At 61.3% G+C, this 20,204-nt stretch carries 15 protein-coding genes and 2 tRNA genes; 4 read left to right on the top strand and 13 right to left on the bottom strand.

The features are described from left to right. Nucleotides 1–84 precede the first annotated feature (84 nt). Nucleotides 85–447 carry an NUDIX hydrolase gene (locus RGM2987_RS24550; protein WP_245145445.1) on the top strand — a complete coding sequence of 121 codons (363 nt, stop codon included), beginning with the start codon at nt 85–87 and terminating at the stop codon, nt 445–447. 490 nt (nt 448–937) lie between these two features. Here RGM2987_RS24550 and RGM2987_RS24545 read toward each other — a convergent pair whose 3' ends face one another. The 3 genes from RGM2987_RS24545 to RGM2987_RS24535 form a co-directional block, all read right to left on the bottom strand. After that, the gene (locus RGM2987_RS24545; RefSeq protein ID WP_245145444.1) at nt 938–1,507 is read right to left on the bottom strand and encodes a hypothetical protein; all 570 of its coding nucleotides are present in this window, start codon (nt 1,505–1,507) and stop codon (nt 938–940) included. 489 nt (nt 1,508–1,996) lie between these two features. Further along, a tRNA-Leu gene (locus RGM2987_RS24540) sits at nt 1,997–2,083 on the bottom strand. A gap of 185 nt (nt 2,084–2,268) precedes the next feature. Beyond that, nucleotides 2,269–2,342 (bottom strand) — tRNA-Cys (locus tag RGM2987_RS24535). Between the two features lie 350 nt (nt 2,343–2,692). Between RGM2987_RS24535 and RGM2987_RS24530 the strand changes: the two genes are divergently transcribed. From RGM2987_RS24530 to RGM2987_RS24520, 3 genes are all read left to right on the top strand, one after another. Further along, the gene (locus RGM2987_RS24530) at nt 2,693–3,514 is read left to right on the top strand and encodes a cyclase/dehydrase (RefSeq protein ID WP_245145443.1); all 822 of its coding nucleotides are present in this window, start codon (nt 2,693–2,695) and stop codon (nt 3,512–3,514) included. Further along, on the top strand, nt 3,514–4,686 hold the full coding sequence (locus RGM2987_RS24525; RefSeq protein ID WP_245145442.1) for a zinc-dependent alcohol dehydrogenase: 1,173 nt from the start codon (nt 3,514–3,516) through the stop codon (nt 4,684–4,686). The genes RGM2987_RS24530 and RGM2987_RS24525 overlap by 1 nt, the downstream gene beginning before the upstream one ends. A gap of 134 nt (nt 4,687–4,820) precedes the next feature. Next, complete coding sequence (locus RGM2987_RS24520; RefSeq protein ID WP_245145441.1) at nt 4,821–5,600, top strand: TSUP family transporter; 780 nt, start codon at nt 4,821–4,823, stop codon at nt 5,598–5,600. On the opposite strand, the gene nudC is transcribed toward RGM2987_RS24520, so the two are convergent. From nudC to RGM2987_RS24470, 10 genes are all read right to left on the bottom strand, one after another. Continuing rightward, complete coding sequence (gene nudC, locus RGM2987_RS24515) at nt 5,568–6,398, bottom strand: NAD(+) diphosphatase (protein ID WP_245145440.1); 831 nt, start codon at nt 6,396–6,398, stop codon at nt 5,568–5,570. The genes RGM2987_RS24520 and nudC overlap by 33 nt on opposite strands. Nucleotides 6,399–6,404: 6 nt before the next feature. Then, on the bottom strand, nt 6,405–7,217 hold the full coding sequence (locus tag RGM2987_RS24510) for a crotonase/enoyl-CoA hydratase family protein (RefSeq protein WP_245145439.1): 813 nt from the start codon (nt 7,215–7,217) through the stop codon (nt 6,405–6,407). 264 nt (nt 7,218–7,481) lie between these two features. Continuing rightward, on the bottom strand, nt 7,482–8,966 hold the full coding sequence (locus tag RGM2987_RS24505; protein WP_245145438.1) for an efflux transporter outer membrane subunit: 1,485 nt from the start codon (nt 8,964–8,966) through the stop codon (nt 7,482–7,484). Next, nucleotides 8,963–12,067 (bottom strand): efflux RND transporter permease subunit, encoded by a 3,105-nt coding sequence (locus RGM2987_RS24500; protein ID WP_245145437.1) that lies wholly within the window; start codon nt 12,065–12,067, stop codon nt 8,963–8,965. Before RGM2987_RS24500 ends, RGM2987_RS24505 begins: the two co-directional genes overlap by 4 nt. 190 nt (nt 12,068–12,257) lie before the next feature. Next, the gene (locus RGM2987_RS24495; protein ID WP_245145436.1) at nt 12,258–15,353 is read right to left on the bottom strand and encodes an MdtB/MuxB family multidrug efflux RND transporter permease subunit; all 3,096 of its coding nucleotides are present in this window, start codon (nt 15,351–15,353) and stop codon (nt 12,258–12,260) included. Beyond that, a complete protein-coding gene (locus tag RGM2987_RS24490; RefSeq protein ID WP_245145435.1) occupies nt 15,350–16,666 on the bottom strand; it encodes an MdtA/MuxA family multidrug efflux RND transporter periplasmic adaptor subunit in 1,317 nt (438 codons plus the stop codon). Before RGM2987_RS24490 ends, RGM2987_RS24495 begins: the two co-directional genes overlap by 4 nt. A gap of 194 nt (nt 16,667–16,860) precedes the next feature. Beyond that, entirely contained in the window at nt 16,861–17,361 is a 501-nt protein-coding gene (tpx, locus tag RGM2987_RS24485) for a thiol peroxidase (RefSeq protein WP_245145434.1), read from the bottom strand. A 294-nt stretch (nt 17,362–17,655) separates the two neighbouring features. After that, nucleotides 17,656–18,327: a DUF3313 domain-containing protein gene (locus tag RGM2987_RS24480; protein WP_245145433.1), complete on the bottom strand. Its 672-nt coding sequence runs from the start codon at nt 18,325–18,327 to the stop codon at nt 17,656–17,658. An 84-nt stretch (nt 18,328–18,411) separates the two neighbouring features. Beyond that, nucleotides 18,412–18,909 carry a GNAT family N-acetyltransferase gene (locus tag RGM2987_RS24475; RefSeq protein ID WP_245145432.1) on the bottom strand — a complete coding sequence of 166 codons (498 nt, stop codon included), beginning with the start codon at nt 18,907–18,909 and terminating at the stop codon, nt 18,412–18,414. Nucleotides 18,910–19,092: 183 nt separating this feature from the next. Continuing rightward, nucleotides 19,093–20,073 (bottom strand): LysR family transcriptional regulator, encoded by a 981-nt coding sequence (locus RGM2987_RS24470; protein ID WP_245145431.1) that lies wholly within the window; start codon nt 20,071–20,073, stop codon nt 19,093–19,095. Between the last annotated feature and the right edge of the window lie 131 nt (nt 20,074–20,204).

Below are 20,204 nucleotides of genomic sequence, written 5' to 3'. Positions count from 1 at the left end.
GGAAATTTAGCGACACGTGAGTGACCCGGGCACTAATATTTCAGTCATATTTCACTTTTGTGACAGTACCCACCAGGCATGCCCATGAAAATTCGAGCGACCATCATCTGTGAGGAGGCGCGCCAAGTGCTGCTGGTGCGCAAGCCCAACAGTCGCTGGACGCTGCCAGGCGGTACGGTCGAACGCGGAGAAACCCACGTAGAAGCCGCTATCAGGGAACTGGCCGAAGAAACCGGGCTGGATGCCGAGAACCTCCTGTACCTGATGAGGATTAAGGACGGGGCCACTGAACACCACGTGTTTGAAGCATCAGTGGCCAATCTCACGGAGGCCGGGCCGCGGAATGAGATCAGTGATTGCCTCTGGCACCCATTGGATGCCATGGCTCAACTGCAGTTGAAAAAGGGGACGCGGGAAATCCTGGAAGCGTTTCGGCGAAGGTTGTAATCATTACGGCCAACGCGAGGAATCCATCAGGCTGGCTCCGACGGCTCTGGCGTTTGGGGATTGGCGCCCTGCTCCACTGGCGATCCTTTCGGGGGGATCCAGTACGCATCCCGCACTTCATCCAGAGCCCGCCAGGGTTCGATCCCGAACCTGGCGTTCGGACAATTCGATTCATGTGTAAATGTGAGCGTTCGATCTCGCTCGGGCTGCTCCGCGCCACAGCCTTTGCATTTCACGGTCTGATTTCGCAGGGCCCAGCTTTCATGCCAGGCGATCAGCTTTTCGAGAGGAGTCACTTGCTGCATTCCGCTTAAAAACCTGTACAAAAATATAATTCATGTACAGGTTATTGGCTACCCGGTCGTTCATACGTCGCTAACCTGCGGAGCTCGACCTGGAAAATTGCGGACTGGAAATGAACAAGGGTTCGCATCAGTTTCGCCCGCAAGCCCTTGATTTTAGAGGGTGCTCGACGCCGGAATATCTTCATCTACAAAGTAGTCGGATCGATACCAGCGGCCTTAAGGGACTGTGAGAATGATTCATCCAAGACCACTTCATAGATCGCTGAGGGAGTCTGATCAATACCAAATGTCCTATATTTCAAAATCTGCCCAGCGAGCATTTGGTGGAGAATCGCCCTTGCTTTTGCTCCTCCGGTAACCGTATATCCCCCCATCAGTTTGTAGACATTCAGGCCGCGGTCACCAGCTTGCTTTGAGAGTTCTGGGTCCAATCCCAATAGCAACCTCCCGGACGGCAGCGCAAAAAATATGGGAGTCTCCTGAGACGAGATTGTCCAAGCCTCGTTACGATCAATCCAGACTTGAGCGCTCAGCACCGGATTCCGGGACTCGTGAGTTGACACTAGCCCGACGTAGACGTCACCTTCAGCCATCCGTACCACTGGGTACATTTTGGTCGGATCGGCGAAAGGCGAACTGCCCGCTTTATAGCTACCCGTGGTGACCATGGCGCTGCTTTTCCGGGTAATTGCATCAGTCTCGCTTGAAACTTTCCAAGCAGGACCAGAGCAACCACCGAGTGCAGCCAAAACCATGATGGCCCCTACGAACGCACTCCTTCTCACCGTCGCCTTCTCCTTGAATACCGCGTTACTTGATAATTTCCTTTGCTACATCAGCTGAAAAGCTCAGATTGTATCCGCGTTCATGCAGCCGCCATGAAATCATTGGCATCTATTAATTGGCTCGGTCCGCTCGACGCGCCTGATCGTCACCGGACGAAAAGTGATATGCGGAGGGATTCGACACCATCCAAAGGGTGCAGGCGTCTCGACTAGGCGTTTAAAAAATGCAGTATGTGCGGGCCACAGCCGGCACGGACAAGGCAGAATCAAGCGGCGACATCATGCAGGCCAAGGATCAACTTGGGCATACGACCGTTGTCATGACAGAGCAGTACATCCGCAACCGGAAAGGCAAAAAGGTATCGCCATCGAAGTGAATTGCGGACCAGCATCAAAATAGCGGACCGGAAACGAACAAGGGTTTGCATTAGCTTTCGCCTGCAAACCCTTGATTTAATATGGTGCCCGAAGCCGGAATCGAACCGGCACGCCCTTACGAGCGGGGGATTTTAAGTCCCATGCGTCTACCAGTTTCGCCATTCGGGCGGTAGCGCGTCAAAGCCGCGGAGAAGCTTTGGATAGCCATTCTCCGGGCTGGTGCAGCAGAGGGGAAATATATACATCCCTCCCCCATGAAGCAAGGTTGCATCTGTCCTTTTCAAGACAAAAACCTTCAGCGCCTGCAAACAAAAAAGCTCTGTAAATCATAGATCTACAGAGCTTTTTAAAAGTGGAGGCCGAAGTCGGAATCGAACCGGCGTAGGTGGATTTGCAATCCACTGCATAACCATTTTGCTATTCGGCCTCAGGACGCCTGATGCAATGCAGCCACATCAACCGTTGTACAAACCTACTAAAGGAAACGGGACCCTGACTGGGCGCTATCTCCTTGAAAACATTGAGATTTTTTAGACCCCAGTGCGTTCGATGGGCGCAATTATGTACTCATTTGCCTGGACTGGCAACCCCTTGATTTCAAAAAAAAATCGCCCAGCGGTCGAGGTTTCGCCATGCGTCCAGGAACTCTATCTCGGACGGCGCTAGGCTGCGGGCGTGTCGCCCGCCTCATCGGAAAGCCCGCATACCGATGGAACAACCAGGCCGTTTGCCGGTTCATTCCTTATATCTCCTGCGGATTTATAAGGATCACTCATCATGACCGAACGTCCACAACTGGTTGCGAGTCGGGCAGCGGCTCCGACCCCGTCGCATCCCAATCTCGGCACGCCTGCGCGTGCGGCGTCGCTGCTGGCCGGCACGCTGTTGCTCGCCAACGGCCTGCGCCAGGGCGGGCTCAAGGGATGGTCCCAGGCGCTGCTGGGGGCTTGCGCCGCCTGGCGCGGGTATTCCGGCACCTGCAGAGTCAAGAGCGCATTGGCGCACACCCCGTTCGAGCAAGCTTTCGAGCAGGATCGCGGCTGGGATGGCAGCAAGGTGATTTCCCGCAGTATCACCGTGAACAAGCCACGCGAAGAGGTGTTCGCGTTTTGCCGCAATCCGGCAGATCTCGGCGCCCTCGTGCCCTGGATCGATGCGATCGAGCAAACCGGCGAGCATACCTATCGTTGGCTTGCCACTGGGCCGAGGGACAAGGTTCTGTATTGCGATCTCGAACAGTCCGAGCCCAAGGATGGCCGCAAGCTGCACTGGATCGTAGCGCCACAGACACGCTTCAAGCATGACATCCAGATGCTTTTCAGCGACGCGCCAGCTGGCCGAGGCACGCAGATCAAGGTGATCGTGGCCTGCGAGACCTCGTTTGGCGCCGCCGGTTATGCCCTGGCTGCCGCTATTTCCAAGTTCTCTGACAAGGCCCTGCTGAACCTGCTGCGTAGCATCAAGCAACAGCTGGAAACCGGCGAGGTCACCACCAACCGGATGCGTGCCCAGGGTGACAAGGACTTCCTGTTCGTCCATCCGGCTGCTGGCGCCACTCAAGATCCCACGACTACTCCAGCCACCGGAGGAACCGCCTGATGCGCGCATTGACCTGGCAAGGCCCGAACAAATTGCAAGTCGAGACGGTCGACGATCCCTCTATCCTCAACCCCCGCGATGCCATTGTCCGTGTATTGCTGTCGTCGGTCTGCGGCTCGGACCTGCATCTGTTGGGCGGCTACGTGCCGACCATGCAGGCCGGCGACATCATCGGCCATGAATTCATGGGTGAAGTGGTGGAAACCGGCTCGGCCATTACGCAGTTCAAGAAAGGCGATCGGGTGGTCACGGTGTCGATTATCGGCTGCGGGCATTGCGAGCACTGCCAGCGCTCGGACTTTTCCTGTTGCGACAACTCCAACCCCAACCCCACCGCAACGGAGATCGCCTACGGCCAGCCGGCCTGCGGCATCATTGGCTACAGCCACGCGTTCGGCGGTTTTGCCGGCAGCCATGCGACTTATATCCGCGTACCGTTCGCCGACGTGAATCTGTTCACCATCCCCGAAGGCGTCAGCGACGAGCAAGCCGTGTTCGTCTCCGATGCGGTGCCCACCGGTTACTTCGCCGCCGATAACGCCGACATCCAGCCCGGCGACACCGTGGCAGTCTGGGGCTGCGGCGGCGTCGGCCTGATGGCGATCAGCAGCGCCTACCTGCTGGGCGCCGAACGGGTAATCGCCATCGACCGTTTTGCTGATCGCTTGCGCCTGGCGGAAGAGAAAGCCGGGGCGATCGTCATCAACTACGAAACCACCGACGTGCATGCCGCCCTGCTGGAACTGACCGGTGGCCGGGGCCCGGATCGCTGCATCGATTGCGTCGGCATGGAAGCCCATGGCACCGAACTCGACTACGTCTACGACAAGACCAAGCAGATGATGCGCCTGCACACCGAGCGCGGCACGGTGCTCCGGCAATCGATCCGAGCCTGTCGCAAGGGTGGCACGGTATCGGTGGTGGGCGTGTATGGCGGCTTGCTCGACAAGTTTCCGATGGGAGCCATCGTCAACAAGGCACTGACCCTGCGGTCGGGGCAGCAACCCGGCCAGCGCTATGTGAGGCGCTTGTTCGAGCATATCCAGAAAGGTGAACTGGACCCCTCCTACCTGCTGACCCATCCCATGGGCCTGGAGCAGTCGGCGCAGGGTTATGCCATGTTCAAGGACAAGCGCGAGAATTGCCTGCGGGCAGTATTCCGGCCTGAGTGAAGCGTGGCGAGGGCGTTCGCGCCCTCGCCATCGACCCTTTAGATGTCCTGATAGAGTCGCAGCCTACTGCCATTATGGGTAACATAACGGCCTTCCCCGCAGCCCTTCTGCGACCTGCCGAATAAGCCCATTCCATGCCTTTTGAACTCAGCGTCGACCTCACTACTCTCGCTATCCTCGCCATTGTCGCGTTCATTGCCGGTTTCATCGATGCCATCGCCGGTGGCGGTGGCTTGCTGACCACGCCTGCCCTGCTCACCGCCGGTCTGCCGCCCCATCTGGTGCTGGGCACCAACAAGCTCAGTTCGACCTTCGGTTCGGCCACGGCCAGTTTCACGTTCTACCGGCGCAAGCTGTTCCACCCCCGGCAATGGACCCACGCCCTTATCGGCACCCTGGTAGGCGCCCTGGTCGGTGCCGTCGTCGCGCACTACTTGCCCGCCGAATGGCTGAACAAGATGCTGCCGGTGATCGTCTTCGCCTGCGGCTTGTACCTGTTGTTCGGCGGCACGCCCAAGGCACCGCTGGACAGCGATGCGCCGATCAGGAAAAAGTGGCAATCGCCCCAAGGCTTTACCCTGGGCTTCTACGATGGCGTGGCCGGTCCGGGCACGGGGGCGTTCTGGACGGTGAGCAGCCTGCTGCTCTACCCCATCGACCTGGTCAAGGCCAGCGGCGTGGCCCGCAGCATGAACTTTGTCAGCAATATCGCAGCGCTGGCGGTGTTCATCTTTTCTGGACAAGTGGATTGGGTAATCGGCCTGAGCATGGGCCTGTCGGTCATGGTCGGAGCGTTCTTCGGCGCCCGCACCGCCATCAGCGGCGGTGCGAAGTTCATCCGGCCGGTGTTCATCACCGTGGTCCTGGGGTTGACCGTGCGCCTAGCCTGGCAGCACTGGTTCAGCATGGCCTAGACGCCGCGCCACGTAGAGATCGATCAGGTAGCGTGCAATGGAGCGCGATGCCGGCAGCGGTGGCATGTCGTGGATGCTGAACCACTGGGCGTCCTCGATTTCTTCCTCCTGGCAAACGATCTCGCCACTGGCGTATTCGGCGTGGAAACCCAGCATCATCGAATGTGGAAACGGCCAGCACTGGCTGCCCATGTACTGGATGTTCTTGACCTCGATCCCAACTTCTTCGCGCACCTCTCGAACCAGGCAGTCTTCCACCGATTCGCCCGGTTCGGCAAAACCGGCCAGGGTGCTGTAGACGCCTGGGACGAAGCGATGGGAGCGGCCCAGCAGGACCTCGTCGCCGCGAGTGATCAACACGATCATGCTCGGCGAAATCCGCGGATAGTGCCGCAGCTCGCAGATATCGCAATACATCGCCCGCTCCCGTGGGATCTGGCTCATTCGCTTGCCGCAACTTCCGCAGAAGCGATGTTCCCGAGCCCACGTGCCAATCTGCGCCGCGTAGCCCAGCACCTTGTACAAGGTGTGGTCGTCCTCGAGCATGAACGCCCGCAGGCCTTTCCAGTTGCAACCGGGAATGTCCAGCGGACTGTGCAGTTCCAGCAAATAGACCGGCTCGCCATCGAGGTGGCCGATGCCATGCTCGGCGAGGATCGACAAGTCCTGGCGCTTGAGCCAGTCGCGGGGGAACAGTGCGCCATTGGCATCGTACAGAAAGCCTTCCGGGCTACGGGCAACCGCCCAGCCGCCCGGAAGATCGGTATCGAGTACTGCGGTGGTCCAGCGTGCAATCATGATCAATCAATCCAGAAATTCGGGTTTCTGTTTGCTCATATGGGCGGCCATGGCCACGCGCAGGTCAGTCGATTGCAGCATGGCGGCGTTCCAGGTAGCGACATATTCCAGCCCATCGTCGATGCGGTGATCGCGCATGTAGCTGATCATCTCCTTGGTGCCGGTCACGGCAATCGGCGACTTCGCGGCGATTTCCCGGGCAATGCCCATCACGCCGTCGAGCAGGCTGGCGGTATCACTGTAGACACGGTTGACCAGGCCAATGCTGCGCGCTTCGTCGGCACCGAAGGTACGCCCCGTATAAGCGAGTTCACGCAGCATGCCGTCCCCGATGATCCGGGGCAAGCGTTGCAATGTGCCAACATCGGCGGCCATGCCGATGTCGATTTCCTTGATGGAGAATTGCGCATCCTCGGCGGCGTACCGCATGTCACAGGCGCTGACCAGGTCGATGGCGCCGCCCAGGCAGTAACCCTGGATCGCCGCGAGCACCGGTTTGCGGCAGTTGTCCACGGCGTTGAACGAGGCTTGCAGTTGCAGGATCTTGCGCCGCAGCAGGCGTGCGTTGCGCCCTACATCCTTGCCCAGCTCATTGGCGACACCTGCCAGCATCATCAGGTCGATCCCCGATGAAAAATGCCTGCCGGCACCGCTGAGCACGACGACTCGTGCCTCGTCGGTATCGTCGATCCATTGGAAAATCTCGATGATCTCGCTCCAGAACGCGGCGTTCATCGAGTTGATCTTTTCCGGGCGATTGATCTGCACATGGGCAATGTTGTCTGCAAGTTCGACGGTGAACGCTTGGTATTGCGACATGGCAGTGATCCTTGACCGGCTGAAAAAGAGGCTTGAACTATAGCAAGGCAACACGACAGGTCGTAGGCAGTGCATCGGCCAAAAGCGGGACTTGCCGGTTGCCATGAAGATCAGCCTGTGGCGAGGGAGCTTGCTCCCGCTGGGACGGTCCGACGCCTCGGGCGCAGCGGCCCCATTTTTTTATGAGCGCTTCGCGCTCAAGCGGGAGCAAGCTCCCTCGCCACGGGTTTACCTGCCTTCCAATGAAAGAACGGTACGCCCCAGTCACTCGGACTTCTCCCCCGACTCCATCTGCCCATCCCAACCCCCACCCAACGCGGCGATCAGTTGCACGCTGGCGATCAGCCGGCTCTGTTGCAGGCTCAGCACGCTGCGCTCGTTGCTCAGGGCGGTGGCCTGGACGGTCACCACGTCGAGATAGGCAATCAGCCCGGCCTTGTACTGGTTCTGGGTCAGGCGCAGGGATTCGCGGGCGGCATCCAGGGCTTCCTGACGCACCCGGGCTTCGTCTTCCAGCACCTTGAGCTGAATCATGTAGTTTTCCACTTCGCGCAGGCCGTCGAGCACGGTCTGGCGGTAGGTGGCGACGGTCTGGTCGTAGGCGGCGACGGTGCGGTCGACTTCCGCCGAGCGCTGGCCACCGTCGAACAGGGTCATGGCCAACTGCGGCCCCACCGACCAGAAACGGTTCGGCACGCTCACCCAGTTGTCGTAGGTACTGCTGCTGTAGCCGCCACTCAGGCTCAGGGTGAAGTCCGGATAATAGGCGGCCTTGGCTACGCCGATATTGGCGTTGGCGGCCATCACCGAGCGCTCGGCCGAGGCGATGTCGGGCCGGCGTTCCAGCAACTGCGACGGCAGCGCCACCGGGATTTGCGGCAATGCCGGGATGTCCTGGGTTTCGGCCAGGCTGAATTCGGCCGGTGGCTGGCCCATCAGTACGGCGATGGCATTTTCAAATTGCGCCCGCTGCCAGATCAGGTCGATCAGGTCGCCCTGGGTGGTCTTGAGCTGATTCTGGGCCTGGGCCACCGCGTCCTTGCCGGAAACACCGGCGCGGTACTGATTCTCGGTCATTTTCAACGAGCGCTGGTAGTTGTCCAGCGTGGTCTGCAACAGACGCTTCTGCTGATCGATCACCCGCAACTGCAAGTAGTTCTGCACCAGTTCAGACTGTTGGCTCAGGCGCATCGCGGCCAGGTCGGCAAAACTGGCCTGGGCGCTCGCCTCGTCGGCTTCCAGGGTGCGCCGCAGCTTGCCCCAGACGTCCGCCTCCCAACTGACCCCGGCCTGGGCGCTGTAGGTGTCGCGAATGCCGCTGGAGGAGCTGCTCAGGCTCGAATTGCTGCTGCCGGTGCCCTGGCTCGAGCGATTCTTGCCAACGGTCAGGTCCACTGTCGGGAAAAATGCACCCCGGGCGCTGCGCACCAGAGCCTGGGCCTGGCGGTACTGGGCTTCGGCCTGGGCGACGGTCTGGTTCGAGGTGTTGAGTTTCTCCACCAGGCCGTTGAGCTGGGCGTCGCCGTATAGCTCCCACCAGGCACCACGGGCGAGCGCGTCGCTGGGGTTGGCCTGGCGCCAGCCCTGGGCTTGCTTGTATTGCGCCGGAGCGGCAGCTGCCGGGCGCTGGTAATCCGGGCCGATGGCGCAGGCGCTGAGCATCGCCACGCACAACGCCAGGCTCAGCGCCCGCGAACCACGGGCGGTCGTCAGCACGGTGGCAAGGTTGAAAAGCGAACGGTCGTTCATAACGGAGTTTCCAGGGCAGCATCAGTGCGCACGCCGCGCCAGCGGTTGAACCGGTGGCGCAGTTTGTCGAGATAGAGATAAACCACCGGAGTGGTGTAGAGGGTCAGGACCTGGCTGAACACCAGCCCGCCAATGATGGTCAGGCCCAGCGGCTGGCGCATCTCCGCGCCTTCGGCGGTGCCGAGCAGCAGCGGCAAGGCACCGAGGATCGCCGCCAGCGTCGTCATCAGGATCGGTCGCAACCGCAGCAGGCAGGCGCTGCGGATCGACTCCTGCGGCGACATCCCCCCACGCTCCAGCTGCAGGGCCAGGTCGATCATCAGGATCGCGTTTTTCTTCACCACGCCGATCAGCAGGAACAGACCCAGCAACGAGATCAGGCTGAACTCGCCGCCCAGTGCGTAGATCGACAGCAGCGCGCCAACCCCGGCCGACGGCAAGGTAGACAGGATCGTCAGCGGATGAATGTAGCTTTCATACAGCACACCCAGCACCAGGTACACCGCCAGCAAGGCACCGAGAATCATGAATGGCTGGCTCTTCTGAGTGGCGGCGAACGCATCGGCGGTGCCGGCCATTTTCGCAATCACATCCTCGGGCATTCCCAGTCTGGCAATGGCCCGCTCGATGGCCGCCGAGCCCTGCTCCACGGTCACGCCCTCGGCCATGTCAAACGAAATACTTTCGGAGGCAAACTGGCCTTCATGGCTGACCCGGTCGTCCTCCAGGCTGTTCTCGTAATGGGCGATCGTTGACAGCGGCACCCGCGCACCGTCGGCCGTGATGACCTGCACCTGCTCGAGGGTACTCGGGTCCTGGGCGTACTTGGGATTGACCTCCATCACCACCTGATACTGGTTGAGGCTGTCGTAGATGGTGGAGATCTGCCGCTGGCTGTAGGCGTTGTTGAGCACCGCCGTCACCATGCTCATGTCGATACCCAGGCGCTTGGCCTGGTCGCGATCCACCACCAGCGTCACTTGCTGCGCCCCGCCCCCGTCGCGAGCGTCGATGGCGGTCAGTTCCGGCAAGGCCCTGAAGGCCGCCGTGACCTTGGGGTACCACTCACGCAAGGACGCCAGGTCAGCGCTTTGCAGAATGTAGGAATATTGCGAAGTGGTCTGCTCGCGCCCCCCACCAAATTGCAGGTCCTGGTCGGCCATCAGCATCAACTGGGCACCGGGCACCTTGGGCATTTCCTTGCGCAAGCGCTCAATGACCTTCTGCGCAGAAATACTGCGCTCCTTGATCGGCTTGAGGCGCACCAGCATGAACGCGTTGTTGGTGCCGTTGTTGCCGCCGATGAAACCGGCAACGCTCTGCACCGCGTCGTCCTTGAGCACCGCGCGGCGGAAGATTTCCATCTTCGGCTGCATCACATTGAACGACAGCCCATCGTCACCGCGCACGAAGCCGATCAGTTGGCCGGTGTCCTGCTGCGGCATGAAGGTTTTCGGCACCACCACATACAAGGCGACGTTCACGCCGATGGTCAGCAGCAGGCTCAGCAAGGTCAGGCGCCGGTGGCGCAGCACCCAGTCGAGGCTCGTGGCATAGCCGCGGACCATGCGGTCGTTGAGGCGCTGGCTCCAGCGTTGCAGGCGGTTTTCCTGCCCGGGCACGTGGGGTTTGAGCCAGCGGGCGCAGAGCATCGGCGTCAGGGTCAGGGAAACCACCAGCGAAACGACGATGGACGCGGCCAGGGTGATGGAAAACTCACGGAACAGGCTCTCGATGATCCCGCCCATGAACAGGATCGACAGGAACACCGCCACCAGCGAGACGTTCATCGACAACAGGGTGAAGCCCACCTCCTCGGCTCCCCGGTACGCGGCCTGCATCGGCGGCACACCTTCGTCGATGTGCCGGGAAATGTTCTCCAGCACCACGATGGCGTCGTCCACCACCAGCCCGGTGGCGAGGATCAACGCCATCAACGACAGGTTATTCAGCGAGAAGCCATACAGGTACATCACCGCGAACGTACCCACCAGCGAGACCGGCACCGCCAGGGTCGGGATCAGCGAGGCGCGGAAGTTACCGAGGAACAGGAACACCACCAGCACCACCAGCGCCACGGCGATCAGCAGGGTCATTTCCGCTTCGTGCAAAGTGGCCTTGATCACCGGCGAACGGTCCATCGCCAGGTTCAACTTGACGCTGGCCGGCAGCACCGCCTGCAAGGCCGGCAGTTGTGCCTTGATCTCGTTGACCGTCTCGATGATGTTGGCGCCGGCCTGGCGGTTGATCACCAGCAACACGGCCGCGTCGTCATTGAAGAAGCCGCTGTTATAGCGATCCTCGACGCTGTCACTGACTTTCGCCACGTCCTTGAGTCGCAGCACAGAGCCGTCCTGATAACGGATGACCAGGGTCTCGTAGTCCTTGGCTTTCTCCAGCTGATCGTTGGCCTGGACCTGCCACATGCGCCGGTCGTCCTCCACCGAGCCCTTTGGCCTGCGCACGTTGCTGTTGGCGATGGCCGTGCGTACATCGTCCAGGGCGACGCCGTACTGGTTGAGCAACTGTGGTTCCAGCTCGATACGCACCGCCGGCAGGGAGCTGCCGCCGATCTGCACCTCGCCGACTCCCGACACCTGGGACAGGCTCTGGGACAGGATGGTGGACGCCAGGTCGTAGAGCTGGCCTTTTTCCAGGACGTCCGAGGTCAGCGACAGCACCATGATCGGCGCCTGGGACGGGTTGACCTTCTTGTAGGTGGGCATGCTGCGCATGCCGCTGGGCAGCAGATTGCGCGAGGCATTGATGGCCGCCTGCACTTCCCGCGCCGCGCCGTTGATGTCGCGGTCCAGGTCGAATTGCAGGATCACCCGGGTGGAACCCTGGCTGGAGCGGCTGCTCATGGTGTTCACCCCGGCGATGGCGCCGAATGAACGCTCCAGCGGCGTGGCCACCGTCGAAGCCATCACCTCCGGACTGGCGCCTGGCAAGTTGGCCTGGACAACAATCACCGGGAAATCCATCTGCGGCAGCGGCGAGACCGGCAACAGCCCGAAGCACACGCCGCCGAGCAGCATGATGGCGAAGCTCAGGAGCATGGTCGCCACGGGGCGGCGGATGAATGGCCCGGAGAGGTTCATGGGTGAGCGCTCCAGCCATCAGGCGCCATGTAGCACACACTTATGTGGCAGGCGCTTTTGTGGCCGATGCTTTTGTGGCGAGGGAGCTTGCTCCCGCTTGAGTGCGCAGCACTCACAAAAAGGTCTGCTGCGCAGCCCAGCGGGAGCAAGCTCCCTCGCCACAGGGTGTTCGTCCGGCCCACGCTACGCGTCATACCTGCACCTCTTTCCCATCAGCCCGGGCAAAGCGCCGCCCCAGCCGATCGAAATACAGGTAGATCACCGGCGTGGTAAACAGCGTCAGCACCTGGCTTACCAGCAACCCGCCGACCATCACCAACCCCAATGGCTGGCGCAGTTCGGCGCCGGAGCCGGTGGCGAGCATCAGCGGCACCGCACCGAACAAGGCCGCCAGGGTGGTCATCAGGATCGGCCTGAAGCGCAGCAGCGCGGCTTGATAGATCGCGGTCTGCGGGTCCATGCCCTGGTTGCGCTCGGCGTCGAGGGCGAAGTCGATCATCATGATCGCGTTCTTCTTGACGATGCCGATCAGCAGGATGATCCCGATGATCGCAATCATGCCCAGGTCGTTGCCGCTGAGGATCAAGGCCAGCAAGGCGCCGATGGCCGCCGAGGGCAAGGTGGACAAAATGGTGATCGGGTGGATGTAGCTCTCGTACAGCACGCCCAGCACGATGTACATGGTCACCACCGCCGCCAGGATCAGCAGCAACGTACTCGACAACGATGCCTGGAAGGCCTGGGCCGCTCCCTGGAATTCGGTCTGTACGCCCACCGGCATGCCGATGTCCTGCTGGACTTTCTCGATCACCTCCACTGCATGCCCGAGGGCTACGCCCGGCGCCAGGTTGAACGACATCATCACCGCCGGGAACTGCCCGATGTGGGCAATCGCCAATTGAGCCTGGCGCTCCTCGACATGGGCCAGGCTCGATAGCCGAACCTGTCCGCCGTCGGTGGTCTTGACGTGGATCTGATCCAGCGCCTGGGGCCCGATCCGCTCGCCGGCCTGGGCTTGCAACACCACGCGGTATTGGCTGGCCTGGGTGTAGATGGTGGAGATCTGCCGTTGGCCGAAGGCGTCATACAGCGCGTCGGTGATGTTCGCCACCGAGACGCCCAGGCGCGAGGCCGCGTCGCGGTCGATCACCAGATAGACCTGCAAGCCCTTGTCCTGCAAGTCGCTGGCGACGTCGGTCAGTTCCGCCTGGCGCGCCAGGGCCTCGGCGAGACGGCCGCTCCAGAGGCTGAGCAACTCGGCGTCCGGCGACGACAGGCTGAACTGGTACTGGGTGCGGCTGACCCGGTCTTCGATGGTCAGGTCCTGCACCGGCTGCATGAACAGGCGAATGCCCACCAGCCGGTCCAACTGTGGCTGCAAGCGGGCAATGATCGCCGTGGCGCTGTCATCCCGTTGGCTGTGGGGCTTGAGGTTGATCAGCAGGCGGCCGCTGTTGAGGGTCGCATTGTCGCCATCCACGCCGATATAGGACGACAGGCTCTCTACCGCCGGATCGGCAAGGATCACCTTGGCAAGCTGCTGCTGGCGCTCGCTCATGGCGGCAAAGGAAATCGACTGCGGCGCCTCGGAAATACCCTGGATCACCCCGGTGTCCTGCACCGGAAAGAAACCCTTGGGCACCGCCAGGTAGAGCACCACCGTCAAGACCAGACTGCCCACCGCCACCAGCAACGTCAGCGGCTGGTGCTTGAGCACCCACTGCAATTTGCGTCCATAGGCGGCAATCAACCAGTCGATCCAGGCGCCGCTGGCGCGGTAGAAGCGGCCCTGCTCCTCTTCCTTGGGCTCACGCTTGAGCAGCCGCGCGCACATCATCGGCGTCAGGGTCAGGGACACCACCAGGGAAATCAGGATCGCCACCGCCAGGGTGATGGCGAACTCGCGGAACAGCCGCCCAACCACGTCGGCCATGAACAGCAGCGGGATCAGTACGGCAATCAGCGACAGCGTCAGGGAGACCAGGGTAAAGCCGATCTGCCGGGCGCCCTTGAGCGCGGCCTGCAACGGGCTGTCGCCTTCTTCAATGTAGCGGGCAATGTTCTCCAGCATGACGATGGCGTCGTCCACGACGAAACCGGTGGCGATGGTCAAGGCCATCAGCGTCAGGTTGTTGATGGAGAACCCCGCCAGGTACATCACGCCGAACGTACCGATCAGCGACAGCGGCACAGCCACGGAAGGGATGATGGTCGCGCTGAAACGGCGCAGGAACAGGAACGTCACCATCACCACCAGTGCGATAGCGATCAGCAATTCATGCTGCACATCGGTGACCGAGGCGCGGATGGTCTGGGTCCGGTCCGTCAGCACGGCGACATCCAGGCCGGCCGGCAGGTTGTCGGTGATGCTCGGCAACAGGGCCTTGATCCGGTCTACCACTTCAATGACGTTGGCGCCTGGCTGGCGCTGGATATTCAACAGCACGGCCTGGTTTTCATTGGCCCAGGCGGCAAGACGCTCATTTTCGGCGCCGTCGACAATCTGCGCCACGTCCTTGAGCCGCAACGGCGCGCCGTTGGCGTAGGCCAGGATCAGTTCGGCGTAGTCCTTGGGCGAGGTCAACTGGTCGTTGGCGTCAAGCATCGAGACCCGGGTCGGGCCGTCGAAGTTGCCCTTGGGCTGGATGACGTTGGACGCGCTGATCAGCGTGCGCACGTCCGCCAGGTTGAGTCCGTTGGCCGCCAGGGCCTCGGGGTTGACCTTGATCCGCACGGCCTGGCGCTGCCCGCCGGCGATGGTGACCATGCCGACCCCGCTGATCTGGGCGATTTTCTGCGCCATGCGCGTATCGACCAGGTCATTGAGCTTGGGCAGCAGCATAGTCTTGGAAGTGATCGCCAGGGTCAGCACCGGGGTATCGGCCGGGTTGACCTTGTTGTAGACCGGCGGTGCCGGCAGGTCGTTGGGCAGCAGATTGGTGGCCGCGTTGATCGCCGCCTGCACCTGCTGCTCGGCGACGTCCATGTTGATTTCGAGGTTGAAGCGCAGGGTAATCACCGACGCACCGCCGGAACTGGTGGAGGCCATCTGCGTCAGGCCCGGCATCTGCCCGAACTGTCGCTCCAGGGGTGCGGTCACCGCGCTGGTCATCACGTCGGGGCTGGCACCCGGGTACAGGGTCATCACGCGGATGGTCGGGTAATCGACCTGGGGCAAGGCCGATACCGGCAGCAGCCGATAGGCGATCAGGCCGGCCAGGACAATGGCCAGCATGCTCAGGGTGGTGGCAACGGGGCGGAGGATGAACAGCCGCGAGAGATTCATGCGCCGTCCTTTTTCGCCTTGTCGGTCGCAGCCGGCTCAGCCGGGGCCGCCGCGGTCTTGCCTTGCAGGTGCTCAGTGGGCGTGGTGGGCACGTCCTGGCTGTCGTTGACCACTTCCACTTCGCTGCCTTCCTTCAAGCGGTCGGTGCCTTCGAGCACGACCCGGTCACCAGCGGCCAGGCCTTCGGTGATCACGGTGTTCTCGCCGTCGCTGGCACCAATCTTCAACTTCCTGATGGTGACTTTCTTGTCGCCCTCCAGGGCATAGACGAAGGTGCCGCTGGTGCCGAACTGAATGGCCGCGGTCGGTGCCAGCACCACGCCTTTGAGGGTGTCGGCCAGCAGGCGCACATTGACGAACTGGTTGGGGAACAGCGACTGGTCGCGGTTCTCGTAGCGAGCCTTGAACTTCAGGGTGCCGGTGGTCACGTCGATCTGGTTGTCGAGGCTTTGCAGGACGCCGCTGGCCTGGAGTTTCACGTCGCCACGGTCCCAGGCTTCCACTGGCAGCTTCGCGCCGCTGCGGTAGCGTGCGAGCACGGTTTCCAGGTTGTTTTCCGGCAGGGTGAACACGACGCTGATGGGTTGGGTCTGGGTGATCACCGCCAGGGCGGTGGTGTCATTGGCCGCCACCAGGTTGCCGATGTCCAGTTGCCGCAGGCCGACGCGCCCGGAGATGGGCGCACGAATCCTGGTGAATTCGAGGTTGAGCTTGGCGTCGTTGACCGCCGCCTGATTGGTCTTGACCGTGCCCTGATACTGGCCTACCAGCGCGGCGGCGGTGTCGAGGGTCTGCTTGGCGATGCTGTCTTCGGCATACAGGCCGCGGTAGCGTTCAAGATCGACCTGGGCATTTTTCAGTTGAGCCTGGTTCTGCAGCAACGTGCCCTCGGCCTGGAGCAAAGCGTTCTGATAAGGACGCGGATCGATTTCAGCCAGCAAGTCACCCGCCTTGACCATCTGCCCCTCTTCGAAAGCGATCTTGACCAGCTCACCGCCCACCCGGCTGCGTACGTTGATGGTGTTGAGCGCGGTCACCGTGCCCAACGCCTTGTAGTACAACGGGAAATCTCCGGTGACCGCCGGCGCCACCCGAACCGGAATCGGCCCGGCCGCGCCGCCAAACCCGGGTCGCATGCCCCCTGAGCGCCCCATGTGCCCGGCTGCGGCCTTCTGCCCTGCCCCGGGCTTCTGGCTGGTGGCGGTAGGCCAGAATTTCCAGGCGAGCAGCGCGACGACCAGGACGATGAACAGGCCGAACAGCCAGCGACGGGAATTGCGAGAAACAGAGGATGGCATGGAGTGGTCAACCATTGGGCGCGAGGGCTTCTTTTACGGAAGGCTGAACGATAAGCACTGTCGGGTATTTAGCAAAGCGCCTTTACCGGCAATTTACCTTGGGCTTACGAATCCAGGAGTCAGGCTAAGACGTTGAAACACAAATGAAAACGGCCTGGACTCAAGGCCCGGGCCGTCAACAATTGTAATAAATGCTTATATCAGGAAACTTATTTCAAGGCAGCCAGCGCCGCGTCGTAGTCAGGCTCTTCTGCAATTTCCTTGACCAGTTCGCTGTGCAGCACGGTGTCGTTCTCGTCCAGTACGACCACGGCACGGGCGGTCAAGCCCTTGAGCGGGCCGTCGGCAATCGCCACGCCATAGTCCTGGATAAATTCGGCGCCACGCAGGGTCGACAGGTTCTGGACGTTTTCCAGGCCTTCGGCACCACAGAAACGCGCCTGGGCAAACGGCAGGTCGGCAGAGATGCACAGCACCACGGTGTTATCCAGGCCGTTGGCCTGGGCATTGAACTTGCGCACCGAGGTGGCGCAGGTCGGCGTGTCGACACTTGGGAAGATGTTCAGCACTTTGCGCTTGCCGGCGAGGCTCGCCAGGGTGACATCAGACAGATTGCCGGCCACCAGGGAAAAGGCTGGCGCCTTGGCGCCGACTTGCGGCAGCTGGCCATTGACTTGTACCGGGTTGCCTTTGAGCGTGACTGTAGCCATGAACGGACTCCTTCTGACAGGTTTGAAAAAGGCTGAGGCCGGAAGTTAACCATGAAATGGTTGCGCGACCTATGGCTGGTGATAAAAAGTCATGGTGTGGGACCACGCTATTTGCTGAAGGTTTGGACAAACATCGTGGCGAGGGAGCTTGCTCCCGCTTGAGTGCGCAGCACTCACATAGGGCTGCTGCGCAGTACTCACATAGGGCTGCTGCGCAGCACTCACAAAAAGGGCTGCTGCGCAGCCGCGGGAGCAAGCTCCCTCGCCACGGGTCCGGTGATCTCCTCGGGATGTTTATTTGGATTTGAGTTTCAGGAACGACTGGTGCAGATCCGCTGCCCAGCCATCGATCACACCTTTGACGTCGTCTGGCTTCATCACTTGGGATTCATTGGACAATGGCTTGCCCGTGCCCTTGCGCACGACCTGGGCCACCAACGCATTGTTGCCACCGTCGAGAAACACCGCTTCGGTGCCCAGGGTGGTTTCCTGGTCACGGATGCCGCTGGCGGTGCTGACCGCTGCCGCCACCAGTGCAATCGGCACCACTTCATAAGGTTTCAGGCCTTCGGTCTTGCTGCTGACCGCGGTGATGGCCGCACGCACCACTAATACACCGGGACCAGGCGCGGTTGCCAGGGGCAGGGATTTTCCCGCTTCACGCTTGAGCGCCTGGTCGTAGTAGCTGGTGATGCCGGACAGGGTCGCCTGAGGGATCTTCACGGTCGGCTGTGGCTTGGGGTACAGCTGGGTCGGTTCGATATAAAGGCTGGTGTACTTTTTCAGGTCGATCTTCGGATCGACCCAACGCATCACCTCGGCCCCCGACGGTGATTTTTCTTCCTTGAGGCGGCTGTAATCACCGAGAAATCCCGAGTACTCATCCGGCTGGGTGACTTTGCTGGAGCAACCCGTCAGGACAAGCGAGGCGATGCATACGGTGCCAATCATTGACGCGAGCTTCATGCTGTCACTCCTTTAGGCCACACGAGACGGGGCGGAATTACAGGTATAGCCAATGCACAGGTTTTTGCCTGTCCTGACACATGTTCAGCGCAGCCGCGCCATTGCTAGGGTGTCGACCCAACGCCCGTCGCGCACGGCATAGTCACGCATCAAGCCTTCGGTTTCGAAACCGAACTTGCGATACAGCCCGATAGCCGCCTCGTTGTCTGCGTACACAATCAATTCGACACGTCGCAGGTTCATCCAGTTGTCGGCCACGTCCAGGGCAGCCGCCAGCAACATCGAGCCCACGCCCTTTCCGTGCCAGGCGACGGCTACGCCCATGCCCAGGCTGGCGCAGTGGGCGCGGCGAACCCGCGAAAACTGTTCCATCCCAAGATGACCGATCACCTCGCCCTGATGGAGAGCAACCAGTTTCAACTGTCGTTCGTCCTCTGCTCCCAGGCGCTTGCGCCAGACTTCACTGGACTGGAAGGGCATTTGCAGCACCTGCCGAGTCACCGCCGGATCGTTGTAGAGCGCGGTGACGTCGCAGATATGGGCTTCGGTGAAGCGTGCGAGGGTGATGGAAAAATCAGGCATGCGGCTCCTCCCTGGAGTCATGAAAAGACCGACCACTATAAGCCGTCGATTCTCTCGTTAGCGAGCAAAAGCCTGTGGGAGCCGAGCTTGCTCGCGATGACGGCAGCAAATTCGATAGATGTCCGCCTGACCCACCGCCATCGCGAGCAAGCCCGCTCCCACAGGGCGCAGCTCACTACCGGCTCAGGTTTGAAACCAGTCCTTGCGCTCATCCAGTGTGTGGTGGATCAGCTCGATGAGCAGTTGCACTGGCGGCAGGGCTTGGGCCTGGGCGTTGACGGCCATCCACAAATGCCGCTGCATGGTCTGATCGAACAGCCCTGGCAAGGCGACCAGTCCTCGGTCGAAGCGACTCATGTACTGCGGCAACAGCCCGATGCAGGCGCTGCAGCGGATCATTTCCAGCATCAGTTCATAAGACTGCACCTGCACGACGCCGGCCCGGCGTTGCTCCAGCAGCTTATTCCACGGTGCGAAGCTGTCTACCTGCTGGTCTGCCTGCCATTGCACCAGCATATAGTCGCTCAGGTCGTTGAGGCAGTCCGGGCGGGTGGCTGGCCGGGAATAACGCTTGGCGATGTGTGGCACATAGTCCAGGCACGCCAGCCGAACCGCCGGCAGCGTGGCAAAACTCGGACCGGACGCCGACGTCTGCCCATCGCTCAACCACAACACCAGATCGGCACTCACGGCTTGCAAGGCCAGTTCACTGTCCAGCGTGAGGATCTGCAATCGTGCACTGGCGTTGCGCCGCAGCAACGAGATCAGGTCGCGCCCCAGGATGTCATGCAGGATCGATTCGGCCACCGCCAGGCGCACCAACGGTTGCTCGTTGAGTGGCGGTGGACCGTCGTTGATCAGCGCGATCAATCGCGCCTGCAACTGCCGTCCGTCACGGCTGAGGGTCAAGGCGCTGCCCTGGAAGCTGAACAGCGGCCGTTGCAGTCGCGCTTCCAACTGCGCCAGTTGCTTGCGCAACCAGGTCGCCTTGACGTTGAGGCTGCGGGCCGCTTGCATGAAACAGCCGCAACGGGCACTGACCAGGAAACACTGGGCCACCGCAGGCTCGATGCCGCCGGCCAATGCCAGCCAAGGGTCCGGGACACGCAACGGCGTGCGATATGGTGTAACAGCCTGGCGTCCTGCTGGCTCGGTGAAGGTCATGGGTGACTCCCTGTCGGTTGTTCAAATAAGCGAGGAATGTGCATGACTCCAGCCAGGCACTTTCCCTTGTGGCGAGGGAGCTTGCTCCCGCTGGGTTGCGCAGCAGCCCAAAAGCAGGCATCGATTGATTC

It is taken from the genome of Pseudomonas sp. RGM2987, from assembly GCF_022952855.1.
In the GTDB taxonomy this organism is placed as follows: domain Bacteria; phylum Pseudomonadota; class Gammaproteobacteria; order Pseudomonadales; family Pseudomonadaceae; genus Aquipseudomonas.
Note: the sequence above shows the minus strand (reverse complement) of the source record. Positions and strands in the feature narration are given on the sequence as shown.